At 68.1% G+C, this 21,014-nt stretch carries 21 protein-coding genes and 1 pseudogene; 10 read left to right on the top strand and 12 right to left on the bottom strand.

The features are described 5' to 3' along the window. Positions 1-5 precede the first annotated feature (5 nt). The 8 genes from CEX87_RS18780 to CEX87_RS18745 form a co-directional block, all read right to left on the bottom strand. The gene (locus tag CEX87_RS18780; RefSeq protein WP_064394139.1) at positions 6-2,246 is read right to left on the bottom strand and encodes a malate synthase G; all 2,241 of its coding nucleotides are present in this window, start codon (positions 2,244-2,246) and stop codon (positions 6-8) included. Between the two features lie 65 nt (positions 2,247-2,311). Beyond that, complete coding sequence (locus CEX87_RS18775; RefSeq protein ID WP_082694858.1) at positions 2,312-3,205, bottom strand: 3-methyladenine DNA glycosylase; 894 nt, start codon at positions 3,203-3,205, stop codon at positions 2,312-2,314. Next, complete coding sequence (locus CEX87_RS18770) at positions 3,198-4,250, bottom strand: hemolysin family protein (RefSeq protein WP_064393709.1); 1,053 nt, start codon at positions 4,248-4,250, stop codon at positions 3,198-3,200. The genes CEX87_RS18775 and CEX87_RS18770 overlap by 8 nt, the downstream gene beginning before the upstream one ends. Further along, entirely contained in the window at positions 4,243-5,613 is a 1,371-nt protein-coding gene (locus CEX87_RS18765; protein WP_094288622.1) for a hemolysin family protein, read from the bottom strand. Before CEX87_RS18765 ends, CEX87_RS18770 begins: the two co-directional genes overlap by 8 nt. Positions 5,614-5,809: 196 nt before the next feature. Beyond that, positions 5,810-7,246, bottom strand: coding sequence for a GuaB1 family IMP dehydrogenase-related protein (locus CEX87_RS18760; RefSeq protein WP_094288620.1), 1,437 nt, complete (start codon positions 7,244-7,246; stop codon positions 5,810-5,812). Between the two features lie 52 nt (positions 7,247-7,298). Then, positions 7,299-8,765, bottom strand: a complete 1,467-nt coding sequence (gndA, locus tag CEX87_RS18755; RefSeq protein ID WP_094288618.1) for an NADP-dependent phosphogluconate dehydrogenase — start codon at positions 8,763-8,765, stop codon at positions 7,299-7,301. A 53-nt stretch (positions 8,766-8,818) separates the two neighbouring features. Continuing rightward, entirely contained in the window at positions 8,819-9,760 is a 942-nt protein-coding gene (locus CEX87_RS18750; RefSeq protein WP_064393713.1) for a M56 family metallopeptidase, read from the bottom strand. Positions 9,761-9,774: 14 nt separating this feature from the next. Further along, complete coding sequence (locus tag CEX87_RS18745; RefSeq protein WP_064393714.1) at positions 9,775-10,191, bottom strand: BlaI/MecI/CopY family transcriptional regulator; 417 nt, start codon at positions 10,189-10,191, stop codon at positions 9,775-9,777. Positions 10,192-10,410: 219 nt separating this feature from the next. On the opposite strand from CEX87_RS18745, the gene CEX87_RS18740 reads away from it, so the two are divergent. Next, a complete protein-coding gene (locus CEX87_RS18740; protein ID WP_094288616.1) occupies positions 10,411-11,187 on the top strand; it encodes an iron reductase in 777 nt (258 codons plus the stop codon). 154 nt (positions 11,188-11,341) lie between these two features. Here the strand turns inward: CEX87_RS18740 and CEX87_RS18735 are convergent, their stop codons facing one another. Next, positions 11,342-11,734 carry a rhodanese-like domain-containing protein gene (locus CEX87_RS18735; protein ID WP_094288614.1) on the bottom strand — a complete coding sequence of 131 codons (393 nt, stop codon included), beginning with the start codon at positions 11,732-11,734 and terminating at the stop codon, positions 11,342-11,344. A gap of 63 nt (positions 11,735-11,797) precedes the next feature. Between CEX87_RS18735 and CEX87_RS18730 the strand changes: the two genes are divergently transcribed. The 7 genes from CEX87_RS18730 to CEX87_RS18700 are packed head-to-tail and all read left to right on the top strand — an operon-like array spanning position 11,798 to position 16,620. Beyond that, positions 11,798-12,202, top strand: a complete 405-nt coding sequence (locus tag CEX87_RS18730; protein ID WP_064393717.1) for a PaaI family thioesterase — start codon at positions 11,798-11,800, stop codon at positions 12,200-12,202. 50 nt (positions 12,203-12,252) lie between these two features. Then, positions 12,253-12,555, top strand: a complete 303-nt coding sequence (locus tag CEX87_RS18725) for an urease subunit gamma (RefSeq protein ID WP_064393718.1) — start codon at positions 12,253-12,255, stop codon at positions 12,553-12,555. An 8-nt stretch (positions 12,556-12,563) separates the two neighbouring features. Then, positions 12,564-12,896, top strand: coding sequence for an urease subunit beta (locus tag CEX87_RS18720; RefSeq protein WP_094288700.1), 333 nt, complete (start codon positions 12,564-12,566; stop codon positions 12,894-12,896). A gap of 28 nt (positions 12,897-12,924) precedes the next feature. Next, on the top strand, positions 12,925-14,658 hold the full coding sequence (locus tag CEX87_RS18715) for an urease subunit alpha (RefSeq protein WP_094288612.1): 1,734 nt from the start codon (positions 12,925-12,927) through the stop codon (positions 14,656-14,658). A gap of 5 nt (positions 14,659-14,663) precedes the next feature. Then, complete coding sequence (locus CEX87_RS18710; RefSeq protein WP_094288610.1) at positions 14,664-15,299, top strand: urease accessory protein UreF; 636 nt, start codon at positions 14,664-14,666, stop codon at positions 15,297-15,299. A 20-nt stretch (positions 15,300-15,319) separates the two neighbouring features. Beyond that, complete coding sequence (gene ureG, locus CEX87_RS18705; protein ID WP_094288608.1) at positions 15,320-15,994, top strand: urease accessory protein UreG; 675 nt, start codon at positions 15,320-15,322, stop codon at positions 15,992-15,994. After that, positions 15,994-16,620: an urease accessory protein UreD gene (locus tag CEX87_RS18700; protein WP_094288606.1), complete on the top strand. Its 627-nt coding sequence runs from the start codon at positions 15,994-15,996 to the stop codon at positions 16,618-16,620. The genes ureG and CEX87_RS18700 overlap by 1 nt, the downstream gene beginning before the upstream one ends. Here the strand turns inward: CEX87_RS18700 and CEX87_RS18695 are convergent. The 3 genes from CEX87_RS18695 to CEX87_RS18685 all read right to left on the bottom strand — a co-directional run bounded on the left by CEX87_RS18695 (position 16,617) and on the right by CEX87_RS18685 (position 19,770). Then, positions 16,617-17,990, bottom strand: coding sequence for an NAD(P)/FAD-dependent oxidoreductase (locus CEX87_RS18695; RefSeq protein ID WP_064393723.1), 1,374 nt, complete (start codon positions 17,988-17,990; stop codon positions 16,617-16,619). The genes CEX87_RS18700 and CEX87_RS18695 overlap by 4 nt on opposite strands. Before the next feature lie 112 nt (positions 17,991-18,102). Beyond that, positions 18,103-19,032: an LLM class F420-dependent oxidoreductase gene (locus CEX87_RS18690; RefSeq protein WP_094288604.1), complete on the bottom strand. Its 930-nt coding sequence runs from the start codon at positions 19,030-19,032 to the stop codon at positions 18,103-18,105. 66 nt (positions 19,033-19,098) lie between these two features. Continuing rightward, the gene (locus CEX87_RS18685; RefSeq protein ID WP_064393725.1) at positions 19,099-19,770 is read right to left on the bottom strand and encodes an SDR family oxidoreductase; all 672 of its coding nucleotides are present in this window, start codon (positions 19,768-19,770) and stop codon (positions 19,099-19,101) included. 138 nt (positions 19,771-19,908) lie between these two features. Here CEX87_RS18685 and CEX87_RS18680 point away from each other — a divergent pair, with 138 nt between their 5' ends. Next, on the top strand, positions 19,909-20,712 hold the full coding sequence (locus CEX87_RS18680; protein WP_064393726.1) for an ABC transporter permease: 804 nt from the start codon (positions 19,909-19,911) through the stop codon (positions 20,710-20,712). Continuing rightward, positions 20,709-20,873, top strand: a pseudogene (locus CEX87_RS18675) (ATP-binding cassette domain-containing protein); the annotation flags it as partial. The gene CEX87_RS18680 and the pseudogene CEX87_RS18675, both read left to right, overlap by 4 nt. Between the last annotated feature and the right edge of the window lie 141 nt (positions 20,874-21,014).

Here is a 21,014-nt window from a genome sequence, read left to right as displayed (position 1 = left end):
CCGGATCACGCACCGCCGTGTTCGGCCTTGTACTCGCGGCGGCGGCGATGCAGGATCGGCTCGGTGTAGCCGTTGGGTTGTTCGGCGCCCGAGAGGATCAATTCCTGCGCGGCCTGGAATGCGATGTTGTGGTCCGGATCCGTTGCCATCGGCTTGAATTCGGGATCCTGCTCATTCTGCTTGTCGACGATTGCGGCCATCCGCTTGAGGCTGGCCACCACATCGTCGGGCGTGATGACGCCGTGGCGCAGCCAGTTCGCCAGCAGCTGACTCGAAATGCGCAGCGTCGCACGGTCTTCCATCAGCGCGACGTTGTGGATGTCGGGCACCTTGGAGCAGCCGACCCCCGCGTCGATCCAGCGCACCACGTAGCCGAGGATGGACTGGCAGTTGTTGTCGACCTCTTCGCGGATCTCCTCGGGCGCCCACGCGAGCTCCTTGGCCAGCGGCACGGCCAGCAGCTGCTCGACGCTGGTGCGCTTCTCGCCTTCCAGCTCCTTGTGCACCGCGTAAACGTCGACCTCGTGGTAGTGCATGGCGTGCAGCGTGGCCGCGGTCGGCGACGGCACCCACGCGGTGGTGGCGCCGGCCTTGGGCTGGCCGATCTTCTGCTCGACCATGTCGGCCATCAGGTCGGTCATCGCCCACATGCCCTTGCCGATCTGGGCCTTGCCGGAGAAACCGGTCGCCAGCCCGATGTCGACGTTCTGGTCCTCGTAGGCCTGGATCCACTGGGTGCTCTTCATCGCGCCCTTGCGGATCATCGGGCCGGCTTCCATCGAGGTGTGGATCTCGTCGCCGGTGCGGTCGAGGAAGCCGGTGTTGATGAACACCACCCGGTCGGCGGCGGCCTTGATGCAGGCCTTCAGGTTGACGGTGGTGCGGCGCTCCTCGTCCATGATGCCGACCTTGAGGGTGTTGGCGGGCAACCCGAGCACATCCTCGACGCGGCCGAACAACTCGACGGTGTAGGCCACCTCGTCGGGGCCGTGCATCTTGGGCTTGACGATGTACACCGAGCCGGTGCGACTGTTGACCAGCGGGCCGTTGCCGTCCCCGGACTTCAGGCCGTGGATCGCGACCAGGCTGGTGAACAGCGCGTCCTGGATGCCTTCGAAGACTTCGACTTCTTCGCCATTGCCGTCGGTTCTCACGATCGCGTCGTTGGTCATCAGGTGTCCGACGTTGCGCACGAATAACAGGCTGCGTCCGGGCAGCGTCAGCTCGCCCTCGCCGCCCGGGGTGGTGTAGGTGCGGTCCTCGTTGAGCTTGCGGGTGAAGGTCTTACCGCCCTTGCTCACCTCTTCGGTGAGGTCACCGCGGTTGAGGCCCAGCCAGTTCCGGTAACCGAGCACCTTGTCCTCGGCGTCGACGGCGGCGACCGAATCCTCGAAGTCCATGATCGTGGTGACCGCGGATTCCAGGACGACGTCCTTGATGCCCGCGGCGTCGGTCGAACCGATGGGCGATTCCGGGTCGACGAGGATCTCGACGTGTAATCCGTTGTTGCGCAACAGTACCGACCACTGGGGCGAGCCGAGGTCTCCGGTGTAACCGACGAACTGCTCGGGCTCGGCAAGCCCGACCGACGAGCGCTCGCGCGAGGAGTCAGCAGACGAAGCGTTGTCGTCGCCCAGGTCGACAAGCAGCTGGCCGTCGTCGATGCGCAGACCGGTGGCCTCGCTCCAGTTGCCGGAGGCCAACGGCGCAGCTCGGTCGAGGAATCGGCGGGCGTAGGCGATGACCTTGTCGCCGCGAACCTTGTTGTAGCTGGAACCCTTCTCGGCGCCGTCGTCCTCGGAGATCACGTCGGTGCCGTAGAGCGCGTCGTAGAGCGAACCCCAGCGGGCGTTCGCGGCGTTCAGCGCGAACCGGGCGTTGAGGATCGGCACCACCAGCTGAGGTCCGGCGGTCGTGGTGATCTCGTCGTCGACGCCCGCGGTGGTGATCGTGAAGTCGTCGGGCTCGGGGAGCAGGTAGCCGATCTCGGTGAGGAACGCCTTGTACGCGTCATGGTCGAGCGGTTCGATGACCCGCTGCCGGTGCCACTTGTCGATGCGGGCCTGCAGGTCGTCGCGTCTGGCCAGCAGTTCTTCGTTCTTGGGCGTCAGATCGGCGACGACCTTGTCCACGCCGGACCAGAAGGTGTCGGGGTCGATGTCGGTGCCGGGCAATGCCTCGTTGTTAACGAAGTCGTACAGCACCCGGGCCACGCGCAGGTTTCCCACCGTCACGCGATCGGTCATCATTCCTCCTCGAACTGTCGTCCCAGCTTACCCAGCGGTAACCCGGCTTATCCGCAGCCGGCTGGTCAGCCGTCCCGGGCTGCTGCGGTAAGAAGCCGTTCGCACCGATCGGCGAGGTCGTCCCGCAGCGGCGCGGCCCGCTCCGCAATGGTCTGCTGGATCCGCACGTATTCGGCTCGACCGGCCGGTGTCTCGATCGCGATCGGCTCGAATCCGTATTCGCGGAGATCATAGGGGCTGGCCCGCATGTCGAGTTCGCGGGCTTGGGCGGCCAGCTCGAGGCAGTCCATCACGAACTCCGAGTTGACCAGCGGGCCGAGCTTGAACGACCACTTGTACAGATCCATCGCGGCGTGCAGACAGCCAGGCTGTTCGGTGGCGACCTGGCTCTGCCGGGTCAGCTGTTCGGCGTTGCGTCCGGCGGCCGGTTCGGTGAAAAAGCGGAACGCGTCGAAGTGACTGCAGCGCAGAGGCATCGACTCGACGACCGCGTCGGTGCCGGCCGCGCCGAGCCGCAGCGGCACCCGGTCGTGGCGCACCGTCGACGACCGGTAGACCATCGCCCACTCGTGCAGCCCGAAACAGTTCAGCCGGGCCGGGCGCGCCGCCGTGGACCGCAACAGCCGGCCGACGAACCGCACGGTGTCGATCCGCGCCGCCAGATACTCCGGGCTCACCGTCACACCGTGGTGGTCACTCGCGTACCCCGTCCGGCCCAGGAAGCGCTGTGCGCCCCCGGCCAAAGCGAAGCCGAAGCCGGGGTGCCAGACCCGCAACTTGGCGGGCCGCAGGCTGTAGTAGGTGAACAGAAAGTCCCAGACCGGGTGCTTCTCGCCGCAACGGGCCCGACGACGGTGCGGTGCGCAGAACGCGTCGGCGCGCCGCTGATGCGCCTGCTCGCGGGTGCTCCAGTCCGATTCCTCGAGCACGGCAGCGGCGCACACTGCGACGTCAGACACGATGGGTCCCGTCGCGCACGGTGCCCACCAGGTCCTCGACGAGATCCTCGAGCGCGACCATCGCCTCCACGCTGCCGTCGGGTGCGGTCACCAGCGCCAAGTGGCTGTTGGTTCGCCGTAGCCGCGACAACGCGTCGGGCAACGGCAGCGACGACGGAACCACCGGCAGCGGGCGCACCATCGACAGGTCCAGCACGGCGTCGGGGTCGTTGACGAACGCCAGCACGTCCTTGATGTGCAGGTACCCCAGGTAGGTGCCGGAGGCGTCGGTGATCGGGAAGCGCGAGTAACCGGTCTCGGCCAGCGCCTCTTCGACGGCGCCGACGGTCGGCCCCGCCCCTTCGCGCGCCACCGACACCGTCCGAATGTCGCGCAGCGGGAATGCGACGTCCTTGACCGCGCGGTCGCGGATCTGCAGGGCGCGGGTGAGCCTGCTGTGTTCCTCGGGGTCGAGCAGCCCCTCGGACAGCGATTCGGCGATCATCTCCGACAACTCGACTGTGGACACCGTGACGTCGAGTTCGTCCTTGGGCTCCACCCCGAACACCCGCAGGGTCACGTTGGCGCACCAGTTGTAGAACGCGATCAAGGGGCGTGCCACGCGGATGTACACCAGATACGTCGGTATCAGCAGCATGGCCGCCGACTCCGGGCCCGCGATCGCGATGTTCTTCGGCACCATCTCGCCGAGCAGCACGTGCAGGACGACCACGATGGCCAGAGCGACGACGAAGGACACCGAGTGCAGCACGGCATCGGGCACACCGACGGCGTCAAACGGCTTCTCCAGCAGATGCGCGACGGCGGGTTCGCCGACGCGACCGAGCAGGATCGAGCAGATCGTGATGCCCAGCTGAGCGCCCGCGAGCATGAGCGACAGGTGTTCACCGGCGCGGATGACGGTGACGGCGCTCTTCTTGCCTTGTTCGGCCAACGCCTCCAGGCGATCGCGCCGCGCGGAGATCAGCGCGAACTCCGAGGCGACGAAGAACGCGTTGACGGCGAGCAGCACCACCGTCAGCAGCACGCCAAAGAGGTCACCCATCGACGCTCCTCCCGTCGGCCTCGCCGCTGCGGCCCAGTTCGGTCAGCTCCAGCAGGTCGATGCGGCGGCCGTCCATCCGCAGCACGGTGGCCAGCCAGCGGTTCGGATCCTCGAGCGGGCCGTCCGGGTCGAACGCCTCAAGCTCGACCGACTCGCCTTCGTCGGGGATGTGCCCGAGCTTCTCGAGGACCAGGCCGCCGATCGTCTCGTAGTCGCCCTCAGGGGCGCGGAACGCGGTAGCGCTTGCGACCTCGTCGATGCGCAAGAGGCCCGATATTCGCCAGCCGCGTCCCGCGGGCACCACATCGGGGGCCTCGTCGTCATGCTCGTCGCGGACGTCGCCGACGATCTCCTCGATCAGGTCCTCCACGGTCACCATGCCCGCCGTCCCGCCGTACTCGTCGACCACCAGCGCGGTCTGCAGGCCGTTGGCGCGGATCTGGGTCATCACCGTGTCGCCGTCCAGAGTCGAGGGCACCTTGGCGACCGGCAGCGCCAGCGTGGCCAGCCGGGTGGTCGCGCGTTGGTCGATCGGCACCTCGAAAACCTGCTTGACGTGCGCGATCCCGATCGTCTCGTCGAGGTCTCCGCGGATGATCGGGAACCGCGAGAACCCGGTCCTGATCGCGGCGGTGACCAGCTCGGCAACGGTCGCGTCGGCGTCGAGGGCCTCGATCTTCTGTCGGGGGGTCATGAGCTCCTCGGCGGAGCGATCGCCGAACCGCAGGGATCGGTCGACCAGGACCGCGGTGACGGGATCCAGTGCGCCACTGCGAGCCGAGCTGCGCACCAACGACACCAGTTCCTGTGGGGATCGCGCCGAGCGCAGCTCCTCGGCGGGTTCGATACCGAGGCGACGCAGGATCATGTTGGCGGTCCCGTTGGTCAGCCGGATCAGCGGGGTGAACAGCGCGGAGAACAGCAGCTGCGGTCCGGCCGACCAGCGTGCCGTCGGCACGGGCCGGGCGACTGCGAGGTTCTTGGGCACCAGCTCGCCGAACACCATCGAGATCGAGGTGGCGATCGCGATCGCCAGCACCAGCGCCAGCCCGCCGGTGTAGGCCGGGGGGATGCCGATCGCATCCAGGCCGGGGTGGATCAAGCGCGCGACAACGGGTTCGGCCAGGTAGCCGGTCGCGAGCGTGGTGATCGAGATGCCCACCTGGGCCCCGGACAGCTGGAACGACAGCGTGCGGTGCGCCCGTCGGACCATCTTGTCGCGGCGGTGCCCGCTGCGTGCGTTGGCGTCCACCGTGCTGCGCTCGAGCGCGGTCAGCGAGAACTCGGCGGCGACGAAAACCGCGGTGCCCGCCGTCAGCAATACGATTGCGAGCAGCGACAGCACCGTCGTGGCGATGCTCATCGGGGTGTCCTCGCGCTGGTGCCGGACCTGTTGTCCGGCCGTCTAGAGGAGGGCTCGGCGTCGGGAGGCTCGGGCCGCTCGGCCCGGTGGGCCCCCTCTGCAACCCGGGCCTCGACGGGTGCCTGCGGCACGGGATCCCTTTCGCGTAGAGGACTGAAGGAAACCCATGGTAACGGGTGATCTTGCGGGGGAGGGATCACCAACCCGTGGGCAGCGGATGCCCCTCGGCGAAGCCGGCCGCCGACTGCACGCCGAGCACCACCCTCTCGTGCAGTTCAGCCAGATTCGCCGCGCCCACGTAGGTGCAGGTGCTGCGCACCCCGGATGTGATGTGGTCGAGCAGGTCCTCGACACCTCCACGGGACGGATCCAGGCCCATCCTTGACGTCGAGATGCCCTCCTCGAACAGCGCCTTGCGGGCCCGGTCGAACGACCCGTCGCCGGCGGTGCGCGCGGCCACCGCGCGTTTGGACGCCATCCCGTAACTCTCTTTGAACGGCTGGTTGTCGCGGTCGCGCATCAGGTCGCCGGGGGACTCGTAGGTGCCCGCGAACCACGAGCCGATCATCACGTTGGATGCGCCCGCGGCCAATGCCAGTGCGACATCGCGCGGATGCCGGATACCGCCGTCCGCCCACACGTGCGCGCCCAATTGCCGTGCCGCAGCGGCACATTCGAGGACCGCGGAGAACTGGGGTCGCCCGACCCCGGTCATCATGCGCGTGGTGCACATCGCGCCCGGTCCGACACCGACCTTCACGATCGACGCGCCTGCGCTGAGCAGATCCCTGGTGCCCTCGGCGGAGACCACGTTGCCCGCAGCCAGCGGCAGCCCGAGATCCAACGACGAGACCGCCTTGATCGCATCGAGCATCTTGACCTGGTGTCCGTGGGCCGTGTCGATCACCAGCAGGTCCACCCCGACCTCGGCCAGGCTGCGCGCCTTGGCGCCGACATCGCCGTTGATCCCAACCGCGGCAGCGATCCGCAGGCGGCCCCTGTCGTCGACCGCGGGTGTGTAGATGCCCGCCCGGACCGCACCGGTGCGCGTCAGCACGCCTGCCAGCGTCCCGTCGCTCTCGGTGAGCACCGCCACGTCGACCGGTGCGTGCTCGAGCAGGTCGAACACCTTGCGCGGCTCGGTGCCCACCGGCGCGGTGACGAAGTCGGAGACCGCGACGTCGCGCACGCGGGTGAACCGGTCGACGCCCTCGCAGTTCGCCTCGGTGACCAGGCCGATCGGCCTGCCCTCGAAGGCGACGACCGCGACGCCGTGGGCACGTTTGTGGATCAACGCGGTCGCATCGGACACCGAGTCGTCGGGGGAGAGCACCACGGGGGTGTCGACGACGAGGTCGCGGCTCTTGACGAAGTCGACGGTCTCTTTCACCGCGGAGATCGGCAAGTCCTGCGGCAGCACGACGATGCCGCCGCGACGGGCCACCGTCTCGGCCATCCGCCGGCCGGCGACGGCGGTCATGTTCGCGACGACGACCGGGATCGTGGTGCCCGAGCCGTCGGCGGTCGACAGGTCGACGTCCATCCGGGACTGGACATCCGAGCGTCCAGGGACGATGAAGACGTCGTTGTAGGTCAGGTCATAAGCGGGCCGGTGGCCGTCCAGAAATCGCATGTCGGTCCAAGTCTAGTGGCCCGACGGCGCCCGGTTCCCTGCCGAGAGAACGCTAGGCCTCGACCTCGCTGAGGTCCCCGCTCCACAGCGTGTGGAACCGCTTGGCGGGGTCGGTGTCGATGCGGCCGTAGGTGTGCGCGCCGAAATAGTCCCGCAGGCCCTGGGTGAGCGCAGCGGGCAGGCGCTCCTGGCGCAGTCCGTCGTAGTAGGACAGTGCCGAGGAGAAACCGGGGATCGGGATGCCCAGCTCGGTGGCGGTGATGACGACGCGGCGCCAGCTGTCGATCGCCGCCTCGATCGCGCTGCGGAAGTAGGGCGCGACGATCAGCGTCGGCAGGTCGGGGTCCTCGTCGAAGGCCTCTTTGATCCGGTTGAGGAACTTGGCCCGGATGATGCAGCCGCCGCGCCAGATGGTGGCCATGTCGCCGGGGGTGATGCCCCAGTCGTATTCGGCGCTGCCGGCCTGGATCTGGTTGAAGCCCTGCGCGTAGGCGATGATCTTCGACGCGTACAGGGCTTGGCGGATGTCCTCGACGAAGTTCTCGGCGTCACTGGGCTTTTCACCGAGGTCGCCGGAGGCCAGGCCGGTGGTGGCCTTGCGCTGGGCCACCGATCCCGACAGAGCGCGCGCGAACACGGCCTCGGCGATACCGGTCACTGGGACGCCGAGGTCGAGCGCCGATTTCACCGTCCAACGTCCGGTGCCCTTCTGCTCGGCCTCGTCGAGGATGACGTCGACGAGCGGCTCACCGGTCTTGGCGTCGGTCTGGCGCAACACCTTGGCGGTGATCTCGACCAGAAAGCTGTCCAGATCGCCGGAATTCCATTCGTCGAAGACGTCGGCGATCTCGCCGGCCGACTTGCCCAGCCCGTCGCGCAGCAGTTGGTAGGCCTCGCCGATCAGCTGCATGTCGGAGTACTCGATGCCGTTGTGCACCATCTTCACGAAGTGGCCCGCGCCGTCGGGGCCGATATGGGTGCAGCAGGGGACACCGTCGACATGCGCCGAGATCTCCTCGAGCAGCGGACCCAGCGATTTGTAGGACTCGGCCGGGCCGCCGGGCATGATCGACGGCCCGTTCAGCGCACCCTCCTCGCCGCCGGAGATGCCGGCGCCCACGAAGTGCAGCCCGCGTTCGCGCATCGCCTTCTCGCGGCGGATCGTGTCGGTGTAGAGGGCGTTGCCGCCGTCGATGATGATGTCGCCTTCCTCCATCGCGTCGGCGAGTTCGTTGATCACCGCGTCGGTGGGGTCCCCGGCCTTGACCATGATCAGCACCCGTCGCGGCTTCTCCAGGGCGTCGAGGAATTCGGCGATGGTCTCGCTGCGCACGAACTTGCCTTCCGAGCCGTGCTGGTCGAGCAGCGCGTCGGTCTTGGCGATCGAGCGGTTGTGCAGCGCGACGGTGTACCCGTGCCGGGCGAAGTTGCGCGCGATGTTGGATCCCATGACGGCAAGCCCGGTCACCCCGATCTGAGCGGTACCGGTGGTCGCGGAAGCAGATGCGTCAGAGCTCATGCGGGCAGCCTTTCGTTGTTTTGTTGTGAACGCCTCGTTCGCGCGGCTTGTCCCTAAGCGGTGAACAGCCGCTGCAGTTCGGTCAGCCACGGAAGCACCACCGCAAAGGTGGGCACCACGAGCACCGCGGCCGCGGCGGTGTACGCGCCTGCGGCCAGCACGCGGCTGTTGGGCCGGCCTCCGAGCCGACGTACCCGTAGCACGGTGGTGGGTCCGCCCGCGGCCAGCGCACCCGACGGCGTACGACCGGCCGCGCACGCGACGAGCGCGCGGGCCAGCGGAGTGGGACCGGCGATGCGCACCGCCGCGTCGTCGGCCAGCATCTCGACCAGCAGTCTCACCGCGTGCAGCGCGCTTCCGCTGCGAACGAAGCGCGGGAACGCCGCGTTCACCGCGGTGAACATCTCCAGCACGAGATCGTGCCGGGCGCGCAGGTGCGCGCGTTCGTGGGTGAGGATCGCCGCAACTTCGTTGTCCGCCAACGTCGTCAGCGTGCCCTCGCTGACCACGACGCGGCTGCGCACGCCCGGCAGGCAGTACGCCAGCGGCTGGTCCACGTTCAGGATGCGCAACCCGTCACCGGCGTGGGCGTGCGCCCACTTCTGCGACTTGCCCACGAGGTCGACGACCATCCGGTGGTGGGCGCGACGGCGCCGCGTCGCGATGGCCACCTGCAAGACCGCCGCGATAAGCCGCGCACCGATCACCAGCGTCAGCGCGAAGACCACGACGTAGGCGATCCACACCGGCCAGCCCATGACGGCGATCTCGCTGGTGATGGTGGCGGTCGGCCGACCGTCGGGACCCGGCGCGAAAAGCCTGCTCGCAATGGCGATTCCAGCTGAGAAGGCCGACAGGACGGCGGCCAGCGCGATCGCCTGCCACAGCACAATGGCCGCTCGCGGTGCGCGGAACGGCCACGACGCGCGCGCCAGGACGGCGGGCACCGGTCCCGACAGGACCAGCGCCAGGACGGTGAAGGCCAGCGCGGACACGCCGTCAGTCTCTCTCAGCCGGTGCCCGAATTACCAGCGGGCGGCGCAACGCGAACCTTGCTCTCCAGTTCGGTCAGTGCGCGACGCAACGCCGCGGCTTCGTCTGCGCCGACGCGCTCGACAAAATGCACCAGCGCGGCTTCCCGGCTGCCCGAGTCGGCGGCCTGGTCGAGCGCGTCGACCATCAGGCCCGCGACGAGTTCGTCGCGGCCGTGGGTCGGTGCGTAGCGGTGGGCGCGGTCATCGCGGTGCTGCACGACGAGGTTCTTCTTCGCCAGCCGCTGCAGCACGGTCATGATCGTGGTGTACGCCAAGTCGCGTTGGGCGGCGAGCGCCTCGTGAACTTGGCGCACGGTTTGGGGTTCGCGAGAGGACCACAAATGATCCATCACCGCGCGTTCCAGTTCCCCCAGACGCGTCAACTTCGCCATGGTCCGTTCATCTCCTAGAGGCTATTGATCCAGCGTACTACGTCTTACTACGGTGCGTCGTATTTCGCCTGGCGGACAAGGGCCCACCGACGCCCGGCCCGAACCTCCGCCCGTGGTCACCCCCCACTCGAAGGGTGGTGTGAAAGCAGTCACAGGGCCTGGTCGTCATGACGCGCCTAGCTATAGTAAGCCTTACCTAACTTGAATATGGGAGGCCCTATGACGGTATTGGTCGACGATCCACTCATCGCGAGCATGGCGATCCACAGGACGTTGCCGCTGCATGAGTCGAGTCGACGACTCCGTGAGCTCTATCCCGAGTGTCCGCGGGTCTACGGAGTCGCGGTCATGCGGGACCTGTCCCGGCGGCGGTGGTGGCCGCTGGCCGACGCGCTGAGCACAGACCGCCTGCAGACGATGTTCGATCTGGCCGCCGAGGAGACCGACAGCCGCGCTGCCGTGGCACACCAATTGGCGGCCACCCTCGCCCACGTGGTCGTCGGCCGCGTCGTGCCGCTGGTCGTACTCGAAGGCCGCGCATGGGACACCGGCCTGGAGAACCTGTGGGTGCACGTGGATTCCGAAGGTGCGATCGATTGGGTCGGCGTCGTCGACCCGACGCTGCGGGCCCTTCCCGACGATCCGTACTTCGACCACAGGTCCAACCGCGCCGGAAGCTCGACGCGCGACGGCATCGTGGCGCTGCCCAGCGAGGCGGCGTTGACGACGTGGGTCGCGCACCGCAGCCACCGCGCGCTGGCGCCGCTGTTCGCCAAGCTGGTCGAGATCAGCGGCGGAGCGATGTCGGTCGCCTCGATGTGGCACGTCGTGGGCGGGGCGGTCGTCAGCGCCGCCACGCAGGTTCCGCTGCTCGCCGGCTCCAGCGAGTGGACGAGCATGCGGCGCGGGCAGGCCGTGCTCGACGCGCTCGTCGGCTTCGGACTTCCGGTCCGGGGCACTTCACGACCAATCGCGGGGAAAGTCTTGCTAAATTAGGCAAGCCTTGCCTATTCTATCGACCAGAGATCGACACGAACCACCGGACCGCGCCGGAGTCCTGAGGGCTGCAGAGACCCCCGGTCCACACGGAGGACGAGCCCCGCACCATAGGTGCGGGGCTCGTCCGCGTGTGCACCGAATGCCTTGGGCGTCAGGCGTTTTCGCCGCCGGTATTTTCGACGGCGCCACCGCTGTCGGCCCAGTCGCCGAACGCACCGAGGTTGTACACGTCCGGATAACCGAGCTCTTTGAGCGCCTGCCCCGAGAGCGCCGAGCGCCCACCGGATGCGCAATACACGATCACCGGCTTGTCCTTGGCGAAGTTCTGATCGTGATACGGCGACTCGGGGTCGGCACGGAACTCGAGCATGCCGCGGGGCACGTGCACAGCGCCCGCCACCTTGCCGCTCTTCTCCAGTTCGGGTGCGTCGCGGACGTCGACGACCAACGCACCCTTGTCGATCAATTCTTTCGCCTCGCCGGGGGAGATCTTGGGCACCACGGCGTTGGCGGCTTCAACGAGGTCTTTCGCGGTCTTGGCCATGGCTGACCCTAACTCCGCGCACCCGGCGCGGTCACGGTGTTCGACAGCGTGTAGACACGATCCGTGACTTCCGACCTGCCTTCCGACCTGGGTAAGGGCTTCGACACCGAGCTCGGCCTGACCTATCTCGAACTCGGTCCCGACGGCGGCCGCGCACAGCTGACAGTCACGGACAAGCTGCTTCAGCCCTACGGCATCGTGCACGGCGGCGTGTACTGCTCGGTCGTCGAGAGCCTGGCGAGCGTGTCCGCCGCGGTCTGGCTCGCCGACAACGGCGGCGGCAACGTCGTCGGCGTCAACAACAACACGGACTTTTTGCGGGCCATCTCCTCGGGAACCGTCACCGCGGTGTCCACCCCGATCCACCGCGGCCGGCGTCAGCAGCTGTGGCAGATCACCATCACCGCCGAGGACGACAAGCTCGTCGCGCGCGGACAGGTGCGGCTGCAGAACATGCCGGCGGCGTAAGACATCGCGTGCGCTGCTGATCGCCGCGCTCCGTGGCAATATCGCCCACTATGCGTTTATCCCCGCATGAGCAGGACCGCCTGCTGATCTCCTACGCAGCCGAGCTCGCCCGGCGCCGACAGGGCCGTGGCCTGAAGCTCAACCACCCCGAAGCGGTTGCGCTGATCACCGACCATCTCCTCGAAGGTGCCCGCGACGGCCGCACGGTCGCCGAGCTCATGGCCAGTGGCCGCGAGGTGCTGCGCCGCGACGACGTCATGGAGGGCGTGCCCGAAATGCTCGAGGACGTCCAGGTCGAGGCGACGTTCCCCGACGGCACCAAGCTCGTCACCGTCCACCACCCGATCCCGTGACCGGACCGATGGTGCCCGGCGAAATCCTGTACGGGGACGGCGACATCGAGATCAACGTGGGCGCCGAGCGGCTCGCGATGGAGATCGTCAACACAGGAGACCGGCCGGTGCAGGTCGGCAGCCACCTCCACCTGCCCCAGGCCAATGCCGCGCTGTCCTTCGACCGCACAGCCGCGCACGGCCGCCGGCTCGACATCCCCGCCGGGACCGCGGTGCGGTTCGAACCCGGTGTCGCCCAGAGCGTCTCGCTCGTCCCGCTGGGAGGCGCGCGCGAGGTGCACGGGCTGAACCTGGACCCGCCCGGTCGGCTGGACCCGCCCGGCCGTCTGAACAACCGATGAGCACGCCCGCCGAGAGCAGAGGAGCCCGATGACCCGGTTGCCACGCGCCAGGTACGGCGCCCTCTTCGGGCCGACCACCGGCGACCGGATCCGACTGGCCGACACCGACCTGTTCATCGAGATCACCGAGGACCGCAGCGGCGGACCCGAACTCGCCGGGAACGAGGCCGTCTTCGGCGGGGGCAAGGTGTTGCGCGAATCCATGGGACAGGGACGCGCAACACGTGCCGACGGGGCTCCCGACACCGTCATCACCGGTGTGGTCATCCTCGACTACTGGGGAATCATCAAGGCCGACATCGGCATTCGTGATGGCCGCATCACTGCGATCGGCAAGGCCGGCAACCCCGACATCATGTCGGGTATCCATCCCGACCTCGTGGTCGGGCCGTCGACGGAGATCATCGGGGGCAACGGCCGCATCATCACCGCAGGCGGCATCGACTGCCATGTGCACCTGATCTGCCCGCAGACGATGGCCGAAGCGCTCGGCGGTGGTATCACCACGATGATCGGGGGCGGAACCGGCCCGGCGGAAGGCAGCAAGGCCACCACGGTCACCCCCGGGGCATGGCATCTGGCCCGCATGCTCGAGTCGCTGGACTCCTGGCCGATGAACATCGCGCTGCTCGGTAAGGGCAACACGGTCAGCACCGATGCCATGTGGGAGCAATTACGCGGTGGCGCTTCGGGATTCAAGCTGCACGAGGACTGGGGTAGCACCCCTGCCGCGATCGACGCCTGCCTGACCGTTGCCGACGCGTCGGGCGTACAGGTCGCACTGCATTCGGACACCCTCAACGAGGCCGGCTTCGTCGAGGACACCGTCGGCGCGATCGCGGGCCGGTCGATCCACGCCTACCACACCGAGGGTGCAGGCGGCGGGCACGCTCCCGACATCATCACCGTCGCCGCACAACCGCACGTGCTGCCCAGTTCGACCAACCCGACGCGCCCGCACACGGTCAACACGCTCGACGAGCACCTCGACATGTTGATGGTGTGCCACCACCTCAACCCCAGTGTCCCCGAGGATCTCGCGTTCGCCGAGAGCCGCATTCGGCCCTCCACCATCGCCGCCGAGGACCTGCTGCACGATATCGGCGCGATCTCGATGATCGGCAGCGACGCGCAAGCGATGGGCCGCATCGGCGAAGTGGTCATCCGCACGTGGCAGACCGCGCACGTCATGAAACGCAGGCGCGGTGCGCTGGACGGCGACACCTCGGGGGCCAGGGCCGCCGACAACAACCGCGCTCGACGCTACGTCGCCAAGTACACGATCTGCCCGGCGATCGCGCACGGTCTCGACGCCGAGGTCGGATCGATCGAGGTGGGTAAGCTCGCCGACCTGGTGCTGTGGGAACCCGCGTTCTTCGGTGTGCGCCCCCACGCGGTACTCAAGGGCGGCATGATCGCCTGGGCCGCAATGGGAGACGCCAACGCGTCGATCCCGACCCCGCAGCCGGTGCTGCCGCGCCCCATGTTCGGCGCGGCGCCGTCGGCCGCCGCCGCCACGTCGGTGCACTTCGTCTCGCAGCAGGCCGTCGACGACGGCCTGGCTGACCGGATCGATGTGAAACGGCGCCTCGTGCCGGTGAAAGACGTTCGGCAAGTCGGTAAGGCCCAGATGCCACTCAACGACGCGCTGCCGCGCATCGAGGTCGATCCCGACACCTTCACGGTCCGCATCGACGGAGACGTCTGGCAGGAACAACCGGCGGCCGAACTGCCGATGGCACAACGGTATTTCCTCTTCTGAACCCGATGACGAACCTGACCACGCTTCTCGCACTGGCCGACTCGCGGTTGCCGACCGGCGGGCACGTGCACTCCGGCGGCATCGAGGAAGCGATCACCAGCGGGCTGGTCGCCGACGTGACGACGCTGCGGGCATACCTGCGACGACGCATCCGAACCCAGGGCCTGGTGACCGCCTCGCTGGCCGCGGCCGTGCACACGGGAACCCTCGAGCCCGAGCAGGCCGAGCACGAAACCGACGCCCGCACACCCGCACCCGCCGCCCGCCAGGCGTCGCGCGCCCAGGGGCGGGGCCTCGTGCGGCTGGCCCGCCGGGTGTGGCCCGCCGACGACTGGGGCGCGCTCGGCGCGACCCCACACCTGTCGGTCGCGGCGGGATGGGCCGGACGCGCGGCGGGGCTGAGCGCTGAGCAGACCGCCCTCTCGATGGTCTACACGACGATGACCGGTTCGGCGACCGCCGCGCAGCGCCTGCTCGCGCTCGATCCCGCCGACGTCGCCGCGCTCACGTTCGAGCTGTCGGCGCTGTGTGACCAGACCGCGGCCACCGCGGCAAAGGAACTGGCCGACCTGTCCGACCCGTTGCTCGACGTGCTGGCCCAGCGCCACAGCAGGCGCGAGCGCCCCCTCTTCGTCTCGTAATCCGCCCCGAAAGGATCGTCATGCCACCGCATTTCACCGACGGCGAGCCACACCACCACCTCGAACGACCCAAGCGCGCGCGCCGCCAGGGGGAGCCGTTGCGCATCGGCGTCGGCGGTCCGGTCGGTTCGGGGAAGACCGCACTGGTCGCGGCGTTGTGCCGACAGCTGCGCGACGAACTGTCGCTGGCCGTGCTGACCAACGACATCTACACCACCGAGGACGCGGACTTCCTGCGGCGCCATGCCGTGCTGTCCGACGAGCGGATCGCCGCGGTGCAGACCGGCGGCTGCCCGCACACCGCGATCCGCGACGACATCACCGCCAACCTCGACGCGATCGACGACCTCATCGCCGCAAACGACCGGCTGGACCTCATTCTCGTCGAGTCCGGCGGGGACAATCTGACGGCGACGTTCTCCTCGGGGCTGGTCGATGTCCAGATCTTCGTCATCGATGTCGCAGGCGGCGACAAGGTTCCCCGCAAGGGCGGTCCCGGGGTGACCTACTCAGACCTGTTGGTGATCAACAAGACCGACCTCGCTCCGCTGGTAGGAGCCGACCTCGGCGTGATGCGGCGCGATGCGGCGGCCGTGCGCGGTGAGCGCCCATTTGTGATGATCTCGCTGACCGAGGACCCCGCGGCCTCCGCGGTGGTGGACTGGGTGCGTGCCCAACTCCGGGTACCCGTCTAATGCGGTCCGAGGTGCTGATCGTCGCGCGGCGGGACCGCCGGCCGCGCCTCGAGTGCGCCGGCGGTCTTGCCGCCCGGCTCACCGGGCCCGATACCGTCCATCTGGTGTCGGCGGCGGCGACCCCGCTGGGTGGCGACGTCCTCCACTTCCGCGTCGTCGTCGAACCGGACGCTCGGCTGCGGATACGCACCGTCGCCGCGACGGTGGCCCTCCCCGGGGCGAAAACCCTTGACTCTTGCTCGATCTGGGAGCTCGACATCGCCGGAGAGCTGGACTTCGACCCCGAACCTACGATCGTGGCAGCCGACTCGCGTCACCACACCTCGGTCCGCCTGGATGTCGGCGCCCATGGACGTGTCAGGCTCCGCGAGCGGGTGCAGATAGGCAGATCCCATGAGCACCACGGGTTCTGGTCAGGGTCGCTGCACGCCGACGTCGACGGCACTGCACTGCTGCGGCACCGCATCGAGTTGGGCAGGGGTTCGGTCAGCGACGACGAGATCGGCGCACCGATGGCCGCGATCAGTGAACTGAGCTATCCAGACGCCGACGTCGACACGGCGGGTGAACCGCTGGCACTTGCCGCCGGCGGCTGCCTGGCGACCTGGCAGGGCGTGCGGCTCTAGCCTGCGACCTTCTCGGTGTCGCGCACGCCCGCGGCGATCTCCTGAAGCTCCTCTATTCGGGTGCGGGCGTAAGCCTGCTGCTCGGTGATCGTCAGGTTGCCGCGCTGCGTCGACAGGAACGTCACCGTCCACGACACCAGCGTGGTGAGCTTGCGGCGGAAGCCGACCAGATACACCAGGTGCAGCACCAACCAGGCCAGCCAGGCGATGAAGCCGCCGAACTCCAGCGGGCCGATCTTGGCGACGGCGGAGAACCGCGACACCGTGGCCATCGAGCCCTTGTCGAAGTACTGGAACGGTTCGCGCTGGGTGGGGTCCGCGCCCTTGAGCTCGGCCCGGATCGCGTTGGCGGCATACCGGCCACCCTGGATGGCGCCCTGCGCCTGGCCGGGCACACCTTCGACATGGGCCATATCGCCGACCACGAACACGTTCGGATGGCCGGGCAGCGTCAGGTCAGGGTTCACGAGCACGCGCCCGGCCCGGTCGACCTCACCTTCGGACTGCTCTGCGAGGTCCCGGCCCAGCGGGCTGGCCTGCACACCGGCCGACCACACCTTCGTCGCGGACTCGATACGCCGGATCGTGCCGTCGGAGTCCTTGACGGTGATGCCGTTGCGGTCGACGTCGGTGACCATGGCGCCGAGCTGGATGTCCACGCCCATCTTCTCGAGCCGGGCCTGCGCCTTCTTGCCCAGCTTCTCGCCCATTGGGGGCAGGACGGCGGGTGCGGCGTCGAGCAGGATCACCCGTGCGGTGGTCGAATCGATATGGCGGAACGCACCTTTGAGGGTGTGGTCGGCCAGTTCGGCGATCTGCCCGGCCATCTCGACGCCGGTCGGACCCGCGCCCACGACGGTGAACGTCAGCAGCTTCTCGCGTCGCGCCGGGTCACTGGACCGCTCCGCCTGCTCGAACGCGCTGAGAATGCGCGCCCGCAGCTCCAGCGCATCGTCGATGGACTTCATACCCGGCGCCCACTCCGCGAAATGGTCGTTTCCGAAGTAGGACTGGCCGGCACCCGCGGCGACGATGAGCGAGTCGTACGGGGTCACGTAGGTGTGGCCCAGCAACTCGGAGGTGACCGTCTGGTTGGCCAGGTCGATGTGGGTGACGTCGCCGAGGACCACCTGGCAGTTCTTCTGCTTGCGCAGGATCATCCGCGTCGGCGGCGCGATCTCGCCGGACGGGATGATGCCGGTCGCCACCTGGTACAGCAGCGGCTGGAACAGGTGGTGGGTGGTCTTGGCGATCAGCTTGACATCGACGTCGGCTCTCTTAAGCCTCTTGGCAGCGGTCAGCCCGCCGAACCCTGACCCGATGATGACGACCTTGTGCCGATCAGATGCAGTGGCTCCGGGATGGCTCATATTGGGCTCCTCGACGGTGCTTCCACGTGCAGTTCACTACCCGTAACGGTAGTCGCCTGAACACCCGATCAGTGAACGGGTTCGTTGTGTTATATCCCACCCGGGGTCCGGATCACCCGCCAAGCAGCGGCCGGAGGGCTTCGCCCACCGCGGTGACCCGGCCGGGGTGGTACCCGTCCAGGCTCGTCACCGGGCTCAAGATCACCCCGTCGACACCGGCGTCGAGGACCTTGGTCTTGATCTGCTCGGCGATCTGATCGGCACTGCCGAACACCGCTTGCTGCTTGTAGTCGTCGGGGATGATGTCGCCGGTGACGTTCTCGTCGATGATCGCGACGACGAGCATGCTGGTCTCCAGCGTCGCGGGGTCGCGACCGATCGCCTCGCAGCGCTCCTTGACCACCTGCAACTTGCGCGGCAGCTCGTCGAAGCCGGCGATGATGTTGAGGTGGTCGAAGTGCCGGGCCGCCAGCGGAATCGTCTTCTTCTCGCCGCTGCCGCCGATCATCAGCGGGATGTGGTCCCGGAACCGCGGTTCGGCCATCGCGTCTTTGGCGCGGTAGTACTTGCCGTCGAACGTCGGGCGCTCGCCGCGCAGCATCGGCAGGATGATCTCCAACGCCTCGCCGAGCTTGTTGAAGCGGTCGGTGAAGGTGCCGAACTCGTAGCCAAGGCTGTCGTGTTCGAGCTCGTACCAGCCGGTGCCGATGCCGAGGATGGCGCGTCCCTGGCTCATCACATCCAGCGTGGTGATCGCCTTGGCCAGCAGCGTCGGGTTGCGGTAGGTGTTGCCGGTCACCAGGGTGCCGAGCTGGACCCGCTCGGTGGCCGTGGCCAGCCCGCCCAGCGCGGTGTACGCCTCGAGCATGGGCTGGTCCGGCGTGCCGAGCCCGGGCAGTTGATAGAAGTGGTCCATCACAAAGACCGAGTCGAAACCGGCGGCCTCGGCCTCCTGCGCCTGTGCGATGACGGTGGGGAAGATTTCGGCGACGCCCGTGCCGTAGGAGAAGTTCGGGATCTGGAGTCCGAGTCTGATGGTCATGAGAGCACGAAACCACACCTAAGCGGAGCGGTCATCCCGTTTAGCTCCGTGCGAACAGCGGAATAGTCAGCCGAAGTTTGCGAGCGCGCCCTTGCTGACGTGTAGCACCTGGCCGGTGATATGCCGCGCCGCCGGCGTGGTGAGGAAAAGGGCCAGGCGCGCGATCTCGTCGGCGACCGGCGGCGGCGTGCGCGACAGGCCTTCATAGCCGGGCTCGGCGTTCCGTCCCGAGGCCACCGCGTTGACAGTGATCCCGCGAGTGCCGAAGTGCTCGGCCTGACCCGCGGTCCAGTCCGCGAGCGCGGCCTTGATCGCCGCGTCCGCGCTGCCGACGGCCGGGTTTTCGGGGACCACGTTGACGATCGAACCGCCCGAGCGCAGATGGTCACCGAGAATCTGCACCGTCAGCACGGCGGAGACGACGGTCGAGTCAAGTGCCGCACGCCATGCCCGAGCCACGTCGGACAGTGAATAGGTGCGCGGATCGCCGCCGTCCCACCCGGGGGCGGGCACGTTGACGATCGTGTCGAGGTGATGCGGTAACTGCTGTCGCGCCGCTTCCAGGCTGTCGGGATCGGTGTTGTCGAGCACGCTGGCGTCGACGTCGAGTTCCTTCGCGGCAACCTCGAGTTCGTCGCGGCGGGCGCCCACGATCACGACGCGGTGACCGGCGTCGCGGAAACCTTCGGCGATCGTGCGGCCCAGATCGGTGTCACCTGCGGTGACGAGCACCTCCATCGCGAGGACCTCCCTGTCGTGTTCGACGCTGCACGCAGCGATCCTCCGAAATGTTACTGGACAGTAGCTACAGCACGAAACCGGCGCGCAGGCGCGAGTCCCATAGGGTTTGGCCTGTGGAGTGCGAGGCGGGACGGGTTGAGTAACCCGGCTGGTCTGCCGCGTTGGCTGTATCTGCCCGCCGCGGTCGGCGCGCTGTTCGTCGCGGTGCCGCTCGTGGCGATCGCGGCCAGGGTGGACTGGCTGAACGTCGTGCAGCTGATCAGCAGCGAGTCTTCAGTCAACGCCCTGCTGCTCAGCCTGCGCACGGCGACCGCCAGCACGTTGCTATGCCTGCTGGTGGGCGTTCCGATGGCGCTGGTCCTGGCGCGCAGCGACAGTCGACTTGTCCGAACCGTGCGGCCCCTCATCCTGCTTCCGCTCGTGCTGCCTCCGGTGGTCGGCGGGATCGCGTTGCTGTACGCATTCGGCCGGCTCGGCCTGCTCGGCCAGTATCTGGAGGCCGCGGGTGTCCAGATCGCGTTCACGACGACGGCGGTCGTGCTCGCGCAGACGTTCGTGTCGCTGCCCTTCCTGGTCATCGCGCTCGAAGGGGCCGCCCGTACGGCCGGAACCGGCTACGAAACCGTGGCCGCCACTCTGGGCGCCCGCCCGTCCCGGGTGTGGTGGCGCGTCACGCTTCCGCTGTTGACGCCCGGCCTGGTCTCGGGCGCGGTGCTGGCGTTCGCCCGGTCCCTCGGCGAGTTCGGTGCGACGCTCACGTTCGCTGGCTCCCGCGAGGGCGTCACTCGGACGCTGCCGCTGGAGATCTACCTGCAGCGGGAGAGTGACCCCGAGGCCGCGGTGGCGTTGTCGCTGCTGCTCGTGGTGGTGGCAGCCGTGGTGGTGCTGGGGTTGGGGAGTCGACGGCTGCGCGGTGACAGTGCGTGGAGCGCGGCGTGACCGGTATCAGCGTGCGTGCGGTCGTCGAGCAGCGCGGCGTCGACGTCGCGTTCGACGTCGCCGGTGGTGAGGTGCTGGCCGTGCTGGGCCCCAACGGCGCGGGCAAGTCGACGATTCTGCACGTCATCGCGGGACTGGTCCGTCCCGACGAGGGTGTTGTACCTGCTCCTTATACACATCCCCGAGCCCACGAGACGTAGCTGAAGCTCGTACGCCGTCCTCTGCTTGAACAAACAGCAGACTCCTTCGCGGTTCGTCCTCTCCACTGTCTCATGAGACCTCCGTGAGTGATACTGTCATCG

The organism is Mycobacterium lehmannii (genome assembly GCF_002245535.1).
GTDB lineage: Bacteria > Actinomycetota > Actinomycetes > Mycobacteriales > Mycobacteriaceae > Mycobacterium > Mycobacterium lehmannii.
This window is presented reverse-complemented; position numbering and strand designations above follow the sequence as displayed.